We start from the raw sequence: 15,443 nt of genomic DNA, 5'->3' as shown, positions 1-15,443 counted from the left end.
ATATTATAAATAATAAAATAATATTGTTTCGAATACAAAGTATAAACATTTATGACTAAACGAAGAATTTATATCTATATAGTATAATTAAGTCAAAAAATAAAGAATAAGAATGTCAATAATTAGCCTTGAATATCATGAAATAATAAATAATAAAGTAGAAAAAAAACAAATAGAGTTTTCAGAATATCTGTTAAAAGAACCATATAATTTATCTTCACTGTTTATAACTAAAGTAGATGGACAATCTATGCAACCTGTGATTAATGATAAAGCATTGGTAGTTGCTGATTTATCTCAACAAGAGTATGAAGATGAAAAAATATTTTTAGTAAGTAAAGACAATAAAATGTGGATAAAAAAAGCAAAAATCATAAATGGTGAAAAATACTATGTATCAATAAATAAAGACTTTTCACATTTAGTATATAAGTATGATGATGCAAGAATGATTGCAAGAGTTTTACTAACTTTTACTAATTTATAAAATTAGAATAGAACTATAAAATGAAACTCAAAAGAATATTTAGAAAAGAATTTTTTATCACATTATTTATTAAACAAAATAAATGGCATAAATATGGAGTTCTTGGACATACTCTTAAATTAGTATATCATGTAGTAAAAGCAAAAAGATACAATATGATAGTAGCAGGATTACTTCATGATATAGGTAAACCAATTATTGCTTATCAAGATAAAGAAGATAAAATCACAAATGAATATTCATTTCATAATCATGAAGAACTTTCATATCAAATTATCAAAAATTGGAAAGTATCATCATATACAAAACAATTAGTTAGATATCATTATCTTATTAGAGGTATGAGTAAAGCAAAAGAAAAGAATCTAATTAAAAAATATAATAGAATGAAAAGAAGTTATGACAAACTTGATAACGATTTTCTAAAAGAATTAGAAATATTTATGATTTTTGATGATAAATCTAAAAAATAAATTCTTGACAATAAATATAATAAACAATATAATAAACAATATAAAAGGAGTTTATCATGTATAAAACAGTAAAACCAACGACATTTACTTTACCTTTAGATTTATTAGAAGATTTAGATGCAATGTCTAAAGAGATGGGAAAGAAAAAAACAGCCATAGTTTCAGAAGCACTTGAAATGTATATGGATTATCAAGATATAAAATTAGCTAAGAAAAGAATAGAAGACCCTAATAGTTATAGACTAACACCAGAAGAGTTAGAAAAAGAGTTAGGAATATAAAAAAATGTATCAATTAAGTTATTTAAATGGTGCATTAAAAGATTTAAAAAGAATAGACAAGGCTCATCAAAAGTTTTTAAATGACAATATAAAAGAATTTGTAAAAAACTTCTCCTGGGCTTATGAACAAGAGCTTCTAAAAATTGGAAGAATTAAAAAACTCCAAGGTTTAGAAGATGAATTATATAGGCTAAAACTTAGAACTTACAGAGTCATTTATAAAAAAGAAGATGACAAACTAATAATACTTGTTGTTAGTGTAAAATCAAGAGAAAACTCTTATAAGAAGTAACATGTATTTATATGAATATCAAGAAGTACCAAATGAAATATCTCAATATATAAAAGATAATGACCCTTTACATAAATATTTTAATGAAGATTGGGGAAAAGTTAAATCAAAACAATATTGTGGAATTATAAATATTGGAAGCAAAGACTATTTTATTCTTCCTAAAATTTCAAATAAAGATGAAAGTAATCTAGATATTTTTATGTACATGTTAATGTATTCATATGATATAAAACTTGAAAATGAACAATTAGCTTCATGCCAAAATCAAAAGCATAATTTTATAGAAGTTTTTATTCAAATGTTTGCACGAAATTTATTAAAAGAATTGAAAAAAGGTATTTATAAAGAGTATATAACGGAACAAGATAATTTAACTATTCTAAGAGGTAAATATTTAATAAATGAAAATTTAAAGTATAACTTTTCAAAAAATAAAATATATTGTGAATACGATGAGTTTTCTATGAATAATAGTATAAATCAATTTTTCTTATATGCCATAAAGATATTAATGAAAAGTGTCCATGATAAAAAACTTTTAAAACAATGTGAGTTGATTTTTGATGAGGTAGAAGATAAGAACTTTGATGTCAATAAATTGAATATTCATTTTAATAGATTAAATCAAAGATTTAAAGACAGCTATGAATTTGTACTTTTACTTTTAAATAAATATATTCCTTTATTTTCAAAAGATAAAAAATCCTTTGCTTTTTTGTTTGATATGAATATCTTATTTGAAAAGTTTATTGGTAAAATGATAAAAGAAATAGAACCAAATACAAAACTTCAATCTTGTGATACTTTTGGAAACTTGATATTAAAGCCTGATATTATTGTAAATGACTTGATAATTGATACTAAATATAAAAAATTGGATTATGAACATAAGATAAAAAGAGATGATAAGTTTCAAATGTATGTTTATGCAAATAGCTACAATATAAAAAATACTATGCTCTTATATCCAAAGTACGAGAATGAACACGATGAAGATTTAATTTTAGGTGAGAATGAAAATAAAGTAAACCTCAAAATTAAAACTATAGATTTAAACTGTGAGAATTGTACATATGATGAATATATTAGAACTATGAAAATAAAATTGGAGATATTAATATGAGAGAAGATGAATTAATCTTAAAATTAAAAGACATGTATTTAAATGCTGCTGATAAAAAACAAGTTTCTACAATACATTTATTTGGAATTCAATATAAAGATGAATTAAAAAATAAAAAATTAAAAAATATTGCAAAAGAAGCTACTGGAAAAGAATCATATTATGCAGAGATTAATAAAGGTATGAATTTATCAATCTTATTAGAGAATAATAATTTATTAAAAAAAGATAACAATAAACTAATGACTGATAATAATAGAAGGTTCAAAAGTAAAAATATAATGTTATATGGTGCACCAGGAGTAGGAAAAACACATAATTATAAAAAACTTATATCAATGATAGAAAATGGAAATAGTGAACAAGATATTTTTAAATCAATTAAAACAAATGAAAATACGACAGATGAATTTAATGATGTGTTTAACATTATCAACAATGAAAAAAGAATACAGTTTGTCACTTTTCATCAAAGTTATTCTTATGAAGATTTTATAGAAGGTTTTAGACCAAATGAAGATGGAAATATAGAATTAGAAGATGGTATTTTTAAACTTATATGTGATAAAGCCAGAAACCAAATAAAAGAAGTAAAACATAAATATATATCTTTTGATGAAGCATTTGAAATATTTAGAAGTAAGTATATAGAAAACGAGTTAGATAAAATTTATAGTGTGTCTAATATTGAAATTGAAATTCATGAATTTAAAGAGAAAACAATAAGAGTTCAGTCTAAAAATGCTAAAGATTCACAGTATGTGAAAAAGAATGACTTAGAAAAAGTTGTTGAAGGTATCATAAATAATATTGTTAATAAACCTTCTGATATTAAATCTTTAGATGTAAAAAAAGATACTATTTCGCTTGGTGGATTATATTATCCTTTTGGAAAGATAATTCAAAAAATTATTGAGAATAATCAGAAGTTAGTTGAAGAAAAAGAAGAAAACTTCTACATAGTAATAGATGAAATAAATAGAGGAAATATTTCTAAAATATTTGGAGAACTTATCACTCTAATAGAAGAAGATAAAAGAGATGAATATGAAGTAACTCTTCCTTATTCAAAAGAAAAATTTAAAATACCATCAAACCTATTTATTATAGCAACAATGAATAGTACTGATAAGTCAATTGCAACTATTGATATAGCACTTAGAAGAAGATTTACTTTTTTAAAAATGAAACCAAATGAAGATTTAGTAATAAATTCTGATGCTAAAGTATTAATGCATACTCTAAATAAGTTTATTGAAGAAAAAATAGGTGATGATTATAAGTTAGGGCATAGTTATTTTATGAAAATTAATAATGATGAAGATTTAGAATTTATAAAAGAGTATAAACTAAAACCATTATTAGAAGAATACTTTTATGCAGATGATGATAATTATAAAAAAGTACTAAAACTATTGGAAAAAGATGAAAATGAATAACATATCAATCCTAGGCACAAGTAGTGATGCTGGAAAATCGACTATTACTTTTGTAATAGCAAAAATATTACAAGACTTAGGTTATAGTGTAGCTCCTTTTAAAGCACAAAATGTATCAAACAATTCTCATGTTTGTGATGATGGAAGTGAAATAGCAATTGCTCAGTACTTTCAATCAGAAGTATTAGGAGTTGAAACATCATATCATTTAAACCCAGTACTTTTAAAATCAGGTAGGGGAAGTTCTGCTTCACTTATAGTAGAAGGGCAGGTTGTTACAAACAAAGATGTAAGAGAATATTATAGAGATTTAGATTTATTAAAACCTGCTGTAAAAAGATGTTATGAGTATTTAGATGATAAGTATGACATAGTTGTAAATGAAGGTGCAGGAAGTCCTGTTGAGTTAAATCTAATGGATAAAGACTTATCAAATATTTTTATAGCGAACGAATACGATACAAAGATTATATTAGTTGCTGATATTGAAAAAGGTGGAGTATTTGCCTCTATTTATGGTGTGTATCATTTACTACCAGAAAAACTTCGTAATAATATCATTGGTGTAATAGTGAATAAGTTTAGAGGTGATTTAACACTTTTTGATGAGGGTGTTAGAATTATTGAAGAGGATTTTAAAATACCAGTTTTAGGAGTATTGCCATATATTCCATTTAACTTAGGATTTGAAGATTCAGCATCTTTGAAAAACTTTGTACAACATCCAAGAAATAAAAAGCTTGATATTGCAGTTATTTCATATCCGTATATGAGTAATTATAATGATATTGAACCTTTGATTGCTGATGATGAGGTATTTGTTGAGTTTGTTGATTATAATATTTCATTAGATAAGTTTGATTTAGTAATTCTTCCTGGTTCAAAACTTGTAATCAAAGATTTAAAATGGCTAAAAGATACAGGATTATTTGAGCAAATTAAAAACTTCAAAAAAGATATTTGTTGCATTTGTGGTGGATATGAAATGATGTTTGAAACTCTAAATGATAAATATGCACTTGAAAATAACGAAGCTTTAATAGAAGAAGGTTTTGCAAAAATACCATCAAATATAATATTTGAAAAAGAAAAAATACTAAAAAAGCAAACTTATGAATTATTTGATTGTAAAATTGAAGGCTTTGAAATTCATCATGGAGTTTGTGATAAATATCCTTTATCTTACGAAGATGACAAATTCAAAGGTACATTTGTTCATGGTATTTTTGATAATGATAAGTTTAGAAATGAATATTTTAAATCAATAAATAAAAACTACATTGGTTACAACTTTGAAGAGTACAAAAAAAACTCAGTAGATACTTTTGTAGATACGATGAGAAGTAGATTAGATGTTCAAAGGATAGTTGATAATGTTTTATAGTGTTGCTTTAATTGCATATCTTATTGATAATGTTTTTGGAGAGTTTGATGGTGTAAAGTTTATAAAACATCCTATTATTTTAATGGGAAATTATATCTCTTGGTTTCAAAAAAAGTTTTATGCTGATTCTGTAGTTCAAGGTGGAATACTAACTGTTTCACTTGTATTTATTGTATATACAATTACTTCACTTCTTAGTTTAATTGATAGTGTTTTAGTTCAAGGTTTTTTGGCTTCTTTTACTCTTGCTAGTAAGATGTTATTTGATAGTGTAAAAGATGTGATTACATCAGGTAGCTTAGAAGAAAAAAGAGAAAAAATAGCAATGCTTGTTAGCAGAGATACAAGTTCTATGTCAAACAGTGATGTAAACAAAGCAGCAGTTGAAACTTATGCTGAAAACTTAAGTGATGGAGTTATTGCTCCTTTATTTTATTTAGTATGTTTTGGAATTGTTGGAGCTTATGTTTATAAGGCAATAAATACTTTAGACTCAATGGTTGGCTATAGAAATGAAAAGTATGAAAACTTTGGAAAAGTAAGTGCAATTTTAGATGATATTGTAAATTATATACCTGCAAGAATTACAGCTGTTTTAATTGCTATCTTATTTGCAAGTAAAAAGGCACTTAGTGAGTTTAATGCTTATGGAAAAAAACATGAAAGCCCAAATGCTGGATTGCCAATATCTTCAATGGCTTTATGTTTAGGAGTAAGACTTGGTGGTCCAACTTTGTATTTTGGAAAGTTAAAAAATAAACCATATTTTGGTGATGGAAGAATTAATATAGAAAATAGTGATGTTGTAAAATCAATATCACTAAAGAAAAACTTAGATATTTTTCTTATTGTTTTATTGGTTATTTTGACATTACTATTTTAAAAATATTTTCATTTTCATTGTATTCATATTCTAAATACATATCATGTATTTTAAGTATCTCAAAAACAATATAAAGACCTAATCCCATTCCATGATTTTTTGATTTTGTATCATTATGGAATGGTTTAAAATACTCTTCTATACTTTTTTCTAAAGCTTTACCTTCAGAAATAAATAAAAGTTTGCCATTCTCTTCTTTTATTAGAACCTTATTATTGTAAGAGTATTTTAAAGCATTATCAATTAAATTTTTTACAGCCATTGAAAATAAATCTTTATCTACATTTATATTTTTTGTAGAGATATTTTTGATAAATATCTTTTCATCACTTTTTTCAATCATTAGCATATTAATAGAATTAGCTATAAGAGTGTTTATTTTACAAGGGTATTTTACGATATTATAATTTTTAGAGACAATTTGTTCTATTCTTGAAAAGTCATTTATTTGAAACTCTAATCTTTCAAAAATAGTAATCATTCTATTTTTTTGTTTATCATCATCAATTAGTTCACTAACAATTCGTCCTTTGGCAATAGGGGTTTTTAATTCATGCATAATTGTTCGTAAAAATAGTTGTCTAGAATTTAATAAAAGTGAGATTTGTTTTACTGCATTATCAAATTCATTTGCTACTTCTGCAATTTCATCTTTTTTATCACTTTTACAATCTATATTCATATTTCCATTTGAAAATTTATTTATCTCTTCTTTTAATGTTACTAGGGGTTTAATACTTTTAATAAGCCAAAAATATATAATAAACAATAAAATAAGGGCTAAGGAAAAAAACACATAAGCATAATTGTTGGTTTCATAAATACCTAAATCTTTAAATAATATCCTAAATCTTGGTGTTAATATGTGCAAATAAAAACTATTTTCAAATTCAATAGTTTCAAGTCCTCTTTTAGAAAATACAACATTCCCATTATCTAAAATATTCCTAACATCAAACTCTTGTTCAAAATTTAGCTCTTCAACATAAGCAGTTAAAGAAGATGGAGGAAGTCTATTTTGATGAATATAGTTGGATATTTTTTCATGATAATTACTAACTTGCAAGAAGTAATTTTCTTTTTCATATTTAATATAAAAAATAGAAACTGCAATAAATAAAGATATTGTAAATAAAAATATAAGTGTGATTTTTGTAATAAGTGAGTTTAAATTCATTGTGAGATTTTATATCCTAAACCTCTAATTGAGTGTAAATATTTAGGATTCTTTGAATTATCATTTAGCTTAGTTCTAAGTCTTCCTATAATAACATCTAGGCTTTTACTATAACTATCACTTAAACTTTCAGAATTATTTACAATTTGTTCTCTTGAAACAATCGCATTTTTATTTTCAAGTAAGCATATAAGAACTTCATATTCAGCTTGTGTTAGTGCTAATTGTTCTTTGTTAAAATAAATACTATTTGTTCTTTTATCAAAATCAAAAATACTATCTCTTTGCTCTTGTAATTTATTAGATTTCTTTTTACGTCTTAGTAGACTTTGAATTACTGCATACATTTCTTTTGGGTCATAAGGCTTTGGAAGATAATAATCAGCTCCAATTTGAAGTCCCATTATTTTATCAGTTACATCACTTCTAGCACTTGATATTATAATAGGGATATCATAATTATCTGCAACTTCTTTACAAACTTCTAACCCATCCATTCCTGGAAGTGTAAGATCAAGAATAAGTAAATCATAAGATGAAATATTTGCACTAAGTCCTAAAAAAGGGTCTTCAAAATTAGTGATTTTAATATTATATCGTTCTAAATATTCACCTAAAAAAATAGAAAAATCAGGGTCATCTTCAATCATAAGTATGTTTGTCATTAGATAATCTACCATAAAAAATTTAAAAATTAGGCATAAAAAGATACATGTTTATAGTTATTTGAATCATTTAATGTCTCTTTTAAACTATTTTTTATTAGATTACTTGTTTGCTCTTTATTATATGGATTCTCTTCACTTGAATATTTTTCTAATAAACTTAATATTTCAGTTTTAGATGAATCATTTAAACTCAAAATCTTACTTGTATAATCCATTAATTCTTCAAATGATTGAGTATTTTCTAAATCTTCATTTTCTTCATCTTCTGTTTCTAATAAACTTTGGAGTAATTCTGATAAAGAGTTTTCTTCCTCATCACTTGGTGGAGGAGGTGGTGGAGGCATTCCTCCTTGAGGTTTTGCACCTGCTAAGTCTCCAATCTCTTGTGCATCAAATCCTAAAGCATCTAACTCTTGGGCTAGTTCTTTTGTTGGTGTGATTCCTGCATCTTTAAAACTAGCTACAATATCACTTGCATCACTAGCTGATAATGAATCTGCATCATATTGAGATAATACAGAAGAAATTGTTTCTTTTTGTGAGTCTGATAATTGAGATGATTGTCTATTAGAACTAGCACTTGGCATAGCCATCATAGATGATGAACTTGAGATACTTCCTATCATATTCTTTACCTTTTGGTTATTTGAAAAATTATACTATTGTCTTTTAAATAGAATTTAAACTCAAAGTAAATGAAAGTAAATAGGAATAGAATTTTTATTAATTAAGCATAAAAAGATACGCTTTTATAATTGCTTGAATCATTTAAAGTTTGTTCTAGTGCATTCTTTATTAGGCTATTAGTTTGCTCTTTTGTATATGGATTATCAGCACTTGAATACTTATCTAACATATCCATAACTTCTGTTTTTGATGATTCTTTTAAGTTTAAAATTCTACTTGTATAATCTAACAAATTTTCAAAAGCAGCAGATGAAGTTTTTTCTTTTTTATCTTTTGGATTAAGTAATATATCTAATAGCTCAGAAACTGATTCCTCTTCTTCTTTACTTGGAGGAGGTGGCATATTATTATGATCACGTTTAGAACCTACTAGATTTATAAGTTCTTGAGGATCAAATCCTAAAGCTTCTAATTGAGTACCAAATTCTCTTGATGGAGCAATTCCTGCTTCTTGAAAACCTTGTATAATATTTGAAGCATCATTTGGTGATAAATTATTTGGGTCATAGTTTTCTAATATTGAAGAAATTGTTTCTTGATCTTCATTTGAAAGAGAAGGTGAACTTCTACTTGGACCTGAATATGTTGGAATCATTGGTTGTGCTGTTAAAAGAGTTTCAATCATATTTTTACCTTATTAATTTTCATAATTATACTAATAAGAGATAAATGAATAGTAAATGAAACTCAAGTCAGATGTTTTAATCACACTTTAGTTAAAGTATGGTTTTAAAAATATTTACAATTATTGAACAAGATTAGGAGAAAAATGATGACTTATGAAGAGTGGTTTATTCAACAGGGTAAACTTCATGCAAATGTAATGAAAAAATTAGAAGATAAAACAACAGATGAAGTAATAGAATATTTTAAATTTGAAAATATGGTAAAAAATGAACCAGATTTTTGTCCATTATATAAAGACAATAAAAAATGTCATGATATGGAAGATTTAAACTGTTATTTATGTGCTTGTCCAAACTTTAGATTTAAAATGGAAGGGTTTGAAAAACAAGATGGAAAAACACTATTTTCTGTTTGTAATATCAAGTCAAGAGATGGTTCACAATATGTTGGAGAAGATTATATTCACCAAAACTGTTCAGGCTGTATAGTACCTCACAGAGCTAAATATATAAAAAAGAATTTCAATAGAAATTGGTTTGAAGTAATGAAAGATGTAAGGTCATAAGCCTTACATCTTGATTATAAAGTGATTTTTATCATCTTCGTATTTGTAAATTAATTCATAACCATGTAAAGTTACAATTGTTTTAACTATATAAAGTCCTAATCCAAATCCATCACTTCTTTTTTCTTCTTGACAAAATGCTTCTGTGTAGTATTCTAAATTATGTTTAAGTTGATTTCCTAATGAACTAATCGATATTTCTTTTTCATTTGCAATAATTACAGCTTTTTTATTTGGAGAGAATTTTATTGCATTATCTATTAAGTTTTTAAGTGCAATTGAGAACATATATTTATCAACACAAAAATTAAAGCTTTTAATCTTAGAAACAATATTTTCAGGGTTTACCATCATTAATTCTAAAGTTGTATTATAAATATTAAAAAATGATGTATCTTCTTTGTAAATCATATTATTATTTGAAGTTAGTTTTTCAACTGTTGCTAACTCTTTGATAATATTATCCATTCTTTTAAATGCTGTTTGTAACTTTTCTCTTGTTTTTTCATTATCAAGTGTTTCTGCTATAAACATTGCTTTTGTAATAGGCGTTTTTAGTTCATGCATCATATTTCGCATAAACAGCTCTTTTGATTTAGTTTGATTACTTATAATCGATAAAGCTTCATTAAAACTTTTTGCAATAGTTCCTATTTCATCATTACTTACAGCTTTTACTTTAATATCTTTATTTCCATTTGAAAACTCTATAATTTGCTTATTTAAAAGTTTTAAAGGCAATAGTTTTCTTTTTAAAGTGATATATAAAAATAGAAAAGTAATAAGTGATAAAATAAATGCAGATATAATAATAACCATACTATAGTTATGATTTCTTACATCTTTTAACATAAGGTTATAACCATATTGTTGTACGTAAATATAGTACTCTTCATTGTTTTTATAAACTCTATAAGTACCTAAATAATTTTGAGTAATTGTAAGTTCTTGAGCTTTTTTTATAATATCAAGTTTCTCTTCTCTTTCTCGTACAGGTTCTACTTGGAATTTTTTAAATAGTTTAATTAATATATCATCAGTTGGTCGATTTTGGAAAGTGCTTAAAAAGTTTTCAGCAATAAGCTCATATCTATTCTGTAAATTAATCTCATGTTTTTGTTTATCAAAACTAATAAACAAAGAAAATGTAATAACAATAGCTACAAATGCTAAAGAAAATATAATATTAATAAAAGCAGAAATAGAGATATTTTTTGTCATATTAACTGATATCCAATACCTCTTACTGATTTAATATAAGTTTTTGTTGAATCAATTTTTGATAATTTTGTTCTAATTCTTGAAATAATTACATCTATATTTTTAAGTGATGAATCATCTTCAATATGATCACTTGTATATATAAAATCTTCTCTTGCAACAACACCTCTATTTCTTTGTATTAATAACTTTAAAATATCGTATTCAGCAAGTGTTAGAACTAAAGCTTCATTTTTGAAAAATATTTGCATATCAGATTCTATAATTCTAAAAGCAGAAGTTTCTTCTTCTTTTTTAATATCAAGAGGAGTTTCAACTCTTTTTAGAATTGTTTTAATTCTTGCTTGTAATTCTCTTGGATTATAAGGTTTTGGAAGATAATCATCAGCACCTCGCTCTAAGCCCATTACTTTATCTAAAATATCATCTCTTGCTGAACTTATAATAATTGGTATATTAGATTTTTCTCTAATTTTTGGAATAAGCTCTAATCCATCAATCTCAGGAAGTGTTAAATCTAAAATAAGTAGTTTAAACTCTTTATTAATATTTAACATTGATAGCCCATTATAAGGGCTATCTGTATTTGTAACTTCAATATCAAATGATGCTAAATATTCTGTTATGATTTGAGCTAACTCTAAATCATCTTCTATCATTAATACTTGTATGATGGGAAATCCTTTTATTTAATTACTAATAGAATAGTTTGACCATATCTATTTACGTATACTCTTTTATGAGTGTTTTTATACTTTTTAAGTGCAGATTCGATTGTAGCATAGTTTCTTATTTCAACATCTTCTATTTGTAAAAGAATATCTCCTGCTTGGAAACCAACTTTTTCTGCTTTACTTTTTGGTTCAACATCAGTAATTAAAATACCTTTTGAATCATGAGCTAATCTAAATTGTTTTTGCATATTAGGATCAATATTTGCAACTCTTAAACCACCAAGAATTCTTCCATTATTTGATTCTATTTGTGCTAAAGTATTTCTATTTCCTAAAACAATATTTAATTCAATATTCTTCTTATCTCTTTCAACTTCAAGTTTTACTTTTTGATTTGGTTTAAATGATGCTACAACATTTTGTAATGCAGCTCTATCTTTAATTTTTTTACCATTAATTGCATAAATTAAATCGCCTCTTTTAAGACCATATTTAAAAGCAGGTGTATCTTGCGAAACATCAAGAACTAAAGCACCACTTTTGTGATTATATACTTTTGATAATTCATTATCTAAGTCACTAATAACAACACCTAAATAACCTCTAACAACTTTTCCATCAGCAACTAATTTTGTTACAACATCTTTAACCATTGCAACAGGAATAGCAAATCCAATACCATTATTTCCACCACTTTTAGAAATAATAGCTGTATTTATACCAATTAAAGCACCTCTTGAATCAACTAAAGCACCACCTGAATTTCCAGGGTTGATTGAAGCATCAGTTTGAATATAGTTTTCATATCTATTTATTCCAACTTTATTTTTATTTAATGCTGAAATAATTCCTTGAGTTACACTACTTCCAATTCCAAAAGGATTTCCCATAGCAAATATTACATCACCAATTTTTAAAGAAGAAGATTCCCCAAATTTAATAGGTTCTAAGTCATCTGCTTCAATTTTTATTACAGCAATATCACTATCTGAATCTTTACCAATTAGTTTTCCTGTATATTCAGTTGTGTCATTTCCAATTGTTACAGTAATTTCTTCTGCATTTTCAATAACATGGCTATTAGTTACGATATATCCATTTTTTGAAACAATTACCCCAGAACCAAGTGATCTTTGAATTCTATTTTGTTTAAATTGATTTCCAAATTGATCTCCAAAAAATCTTTTGAAAAATGGATCATTAAACATTTGAAGAGGAAGATTGTCCATTGATGCACTTACGTGTCTTTTTGCTGAAATATTTACAATTGAATGCATAGAGTCTTTTATGCTGTTATTAAAAGATAAAATTTGATTATTAGTATTTGGTGAAATTCTTGTTGGATTCTTTTCTACCATATTGAAATTTATAGAATCAGCGAATAACTGACTAGCTATAAGAGTTGATGCAAGTAAAAGTTTTTTCTTCACACTATATCCTTTGAATTTTTTGATAAAACTATTGTAAAGGAAAAATGTAAACTATTTTCCAATCAATAGTTAATACATGGTTAATAAAGGCGAAGGTATCGAACTTTCGCCATTTATTTGATTTTGGTTTTACATGTCAGATTTTAAGATAGCACCATTACTTGCATTTGTTACTAGCGATCTGTATTGTCCTAACCATCTTGATTTAAGTGGTTTTTTTAGTGGAACAAATTTAGCTTTTCTTTGGGCAATTACTTCATCAGAAAGATTTGCTTGAAGGATATAATTATCAACGTCGATATGAATTTCATCACCATCTTCTAATAATCCAATTAATCCACCCTCAGCAGCTTCAGGAGAAACGTGACCAATTGAAGCACCTCTTGTAGCACCTGAGAATCTACCATCTGTAATTAAAGCAACAGTATCACCCATACCCATACCCATGATTAAAGATGTAGGAGCTAACATTTCTTGCATACCAGGACCACCTTTTGGACCTTCATATCTAATAACAACAACATCACCATGAGTTACTTTTTTACCAAGAATTCCAGCAATTGCTTCAGCTTGACCATCAAAACATACAGCTTTTCCAGTTAAAACTCTAGCACCTGTAATTCCAGCTGTTTTAATAACTGCACCTTCTTCTGCCAAGTTACCATAAAGTATTGCTAATCCACCAACTTTTGAATATGGATTATCAATAGTGTGAATAATATTTGTATCTTTAATATAAGCATCAGCGATTTTCTCTAAAATAGTTTCACCAGTAATTGTAAGGTTGTCTAATAAGATATCATCACCTCTTTTTGTCATCTCTTTCATAACAGCATTAACACCACCAGCTTTGTTAATATCTTCCATATGAACAGTTGATAATGATGGAGAAATTTTTGCAATATGAGATACTCTTTTAGAAATACTATTAATATCTTTTAATTCAAAATTAACACCAGCTTCTTTTGCAATTGCTAACATATGTAATACAGTGTTTGAAGAACCACCCATTGCCATATCTACTGCAAACGCATTTCTAACTGCATTTTCATTTAAGATATTTGTTAATTTATATTTTTCTCTTGATTGTTCATCAAGTGCAATTTCACAAATTCTTCTTGCTGCTTGTCTGTATAATACTTCTCTTTGGGGAGTTAAAGCTAAAATAGTTCCATTTCCTGGTAATGCAATTCCCATAGCTTCCATTAGTGTATTCATTGAGTTTGCTGTAAACATTCCTGAACATGAACCACCACTTGGACAAGCGTTACATTCGATATCTTTTAACTCTTCATCAGACATTTCTCCAGCTTCATGTTTTCCAACAGCTTCAAAAGCAGTTGCTAAATCAATAGGAGTACCATCTTTTTTGTAACCTTTTTCCATTGGTCCACCTGATACAAATACAGTTGGAACATTAACTCTTAATGCACCCATAATCATACCTGGAACAATTTTATCACAGTTTGGAATTGCAATCATTGCATCTAATTTATGTGCATTCATTACAGTTTCAATTGAGTTTGCAATTAATTCTCTTGAAGGTAATGAAAATAACATACCATCATGACCCATAGCAATACCATCATCAACACCAATAGTATTAAACTCAAATGGTACACAACCACATTTTCTAATTTCATCTTTAATAATTGCAGATACTTTATCTAAAAAGAAATGCCCTGGAATTAACTCAATAAAAGAGTTTGCAACTCCAATAAATGGTTTATCAAAATCTTCATCTTTTAATCCCGTAGCTCTTAATAATGATCTATGCGGTGTTCTATCAAATCCTTTTTTTACTTCATCACTTCTCAATTTCTCATCCTTTAAATATATACGTATTTTATGAGGTCATTATACATTTATTGATTTTCATTTTTTATTAAAATAGGTAAATTTTATAAATTTTTAATATTTCTTGAAAAAACTATTGACAAATAAAATAAAATCTATTATAATTCCCGTCCAATTTAAGAAGACTTATTCTTAAAATTGATGGATATGTGCGAGTGTGGCGGAATAGGTA

The 15,443-nt window shown here is 26.1% G+C and carries 17 protein-coding genes; 9 read left to right on the top strand and 8 right to left on the bottom strand.

Features of this window, described 5'->3' with window-relative positions:
- Nucleotides 1–112 precede the first annotated feature (112 nt).
- From ACERKK_RS05250 to cbiB, 8 genes are read left to right on the top strand one after another with little or no spacing between them, the layout of a single operon-like run.
- A complete protein-coding gene (locus ACERKK_RS05250; RefSeq protein ID WP_373772029.1) occupies nucleotides 113–487 on the top strand; it encodes a helix-turn-helix transcriptional regulator in 375 nt (124 codons plus the stop codon).
- A gap of 20 nt (nucleotides 488–507) precedes the next feature.
- Nucleotides 508–960 (top strand): HD domain-containing protein, encoded by a 453-nt coding sequence (locus ACERKK_RS05245; protein WP_373772028.1) that lies wholly within the window; start codon nucleotides 508–510, stop codon nucleotides 958–960.
- A gap of 56 nt (nucleotides 961–1,016) precedes the next feature.
- Nucleotides 1,017–1,241: a ribbon-helix-helix domain-containing protein gene (locus tag ACERKK_RS05240; protein ID WP_373772027.1), complete on the top strand. Its 225-nt coding sequence runs from the start codon at nucleotides 1,017–1,019 to the stop codon at nucleotides 1,239–1,241.
- Between the two features lie 4 nt (nucleotides 1,242–1,245).
- A complete protein-coding gene (locus tag ACERKK_RS05235) occupies nucleotides 1,246–1,533 on the top strand; it encodes a type II toxin-antitoxin system RelE/ParE family toxin (RefSeq protein ID WP_373772026.1) in 288 nt (95 codons plus the stop codon).
- Between the two features lies 1 nt (nucleotide 1,534).
- Complete coding sequence (locus ACERKK_RS05230; protein WP_373772025.1) at nucleotides 1,535–2,659, top strand: McrC family protein; 1,125 nt, start codon at nucleotides 1,535–1,537, stop codon at nucleotides 2,657–2,659.
- Nucleotides 2,656–4,098, top strand: a complete 1,443-nt coding sequence (locus ACERKK_RS05225; RefSeq protein WP_373772024.1) for an McrB family protein — start codon at nucleotides 2,656–2,658, stop codon at nucleotides 4,096–4,098. The genes ACERKK_RS05230 and ACERKK_RS05225 overlap by 4 nt, the downstream gene beginning before the upstream one ends.
- Nucleotides 4,091–5,482, top strand: coding sequence for a cobyric acid synthase (locus ACERKK_RS05220; RefSeq protein ID WP_373772023.1), 1,392 nt, complete (start codon nucleotides 4,091–4,093; stop codon nucleotides 5,480–5,482). The genes ACERKK_RS05225 and ACERKK_RS05220 overlap by 8 nt, the downstream gene beginning before the upstream one ends.
- The gene (gene cbiB, locus ACERKK_RS05215; RefSeq protein WP_373772022.1) at nucleotides 5,472–6,365 is read left to right on the top strand and encodes an adenosylcobinamide-phosphate synthase CbiB; all 894 of its coding nucleotides are present in this window, start codon (nucleotides 5,472–5,474) and stop codon (nucleotides 6,363–6,365) included. Before ACERKK_RS05220 ends, cbiB begins: the two co-directional genes overlap by 11 nt.
- On the opposite strand, the gene ACERKK_RS05210 is transcribed toward cbiB, so the two are convergent.
- The 4 genes from ACERKK_RS05210 to ACERKK_RS05195 form a co-directional block, all read right to left on the bottom strand.
- Nucleotides 6,343–7,542 (bottom strand): ArsS family sensor histidine kinase, encoded by a 1,200-nt coding sequence (locus ACERKK_RS05210; RefSeq protein WP_373772021.1) that lies wholly within the window; start codon nucleotides 7,540–7,542, stop codon nucleotides 6,343–6,345. The genes cbiB and ACERKK_RS05210 overlap by 23 nt on opposite strands.
- A complete protein-coding gene (locus ACERKK_RS05205) occupies nucleotides 7,539–8,207 on the bottom strand; it encodes a response regulator transcription factor (protein ID WP_373772020.1) in 669 nt (222 codons plus the stop codon). The genes ACERKK_RS05210 and ACERKK_RS05205 overlap by 4 nt, the downstream gene beginning before the upstream one ends.
- 29 nt (nucleotides 8,208–8,236) lie before the next feature.
- On the bottom strand, nucleotides 8,237–8,836 hold the full coding sequence (locus tag ACERKK_RS05200; protein WP_373772019.1) for a hypothetical protein: 600 nt from the start codon (nucleotides 8,834–8,836) through the stop codon (nucleotides 8,237–8,239).
- Nucleotides 8,837–8,937: 101 nt separating this feature from the next.
- Nucleotides 8,938–9,522 (bottom strand): hypothetical protein, encoded by a 585-nt coding sequence (locus ACERKK_RS05195; protein ID WP_373772018.1) that lies wholly within the window; start codon nucleotides 9,520–9,522, stop codon nucleotides 8,938–8,940.
- 147 nt (nucleotides 9,523–9,669) lie between these two features.
- Between ACERKK_RS05195 and ACERKK_RS05190 the strand changes: the two genes are divergently transcribed.
- On the top strand, nucleotides 9,670–10,089 hold the full coding sequence (locus ACERKK_RS05190) for a hypothetical protein (RefSeq protein WP_373772031.1): 420 nt from the start codon (nucleotides 9,670–9,672) through the stop codon (nucleotides 10,087–10,089).
- A gap of 3 nt (nucleotides 10,090–10,092) precedes the next feature.
- Here ACERKK_RS05190 and ACERKK_RS05185 read toward each other — a convergent pair whose 3' ends face one another.
- From ACERKK_RS05185 to ilvD, 4 genes are all read right to left on the bottom strand, one after another.
- Nucleotides 10,093–11,310 (bottom strand): ArsS family sensor histidine kinase, encoded by a 1,218-nt coding sequence (locus ACERKK_RS05185; RefSeq protein WP_373772017.1) that lies wholly within the window; start codon nucleotides 11,308–11,310, stop codon nucleotides 10,093–10,095.
- A complete protein-coding gene (locus ACERKK_RS05180) occupies nucleotides 11,307–11,984 on the bottom strand; it encodes a response regulator transcription factor (RefSeq protein WP_373772030.1) in 678 nt (225 codons plus the stop codon). The genes ACERKK_RS05185 and ACERKK_RS05180 overlap by 4 nt, the downstream gene beginning before the upstream one ends.
- 11 nt (nucleotides 11,985–11,995) lie before the next feature.
- Nucleotides 11,996–13,414: a Do family serine endopeptidase gene (locus tag ACERKK_RS05175; protein ID WP_373772016.1), complete on the bottom strand. Its 1,419-nt coding sequence runs from the start codon at nucleotides 13,412–13,414 to the stop codon at nucleotides 11,996–11,998.
- Between the two features lie 129 nt (nucleotides 13,415–13,543).
- Nucleotides 13,544–15,232 (bottom strand): dihydroxy-acid dehydratase, encoded by a 1,689-nt coding sequence (gene ilvD, locus ACERKK_RS05170; protein ID WP_373772015.1) that lies wholly within the window; start codon nucleotides 15,230–15,232, stop codon nucleotides 13,544–13,546.
- Nucleotides 15,233–15,443: the final 211 nt, after the last annotated feature.

It is taken from the genome of Poseidonibacter sp., assembly GCF_041821165.1.
Classification (GTDB): domain Bacteria; phylum Campylobacterota; class Campylobacteria; order Campylobacterales; family Arcobacteraceae; genus Poseidonibacter.
This window is presented reverse-complemented; position numbering and strand designations above follow the sequence as displayed.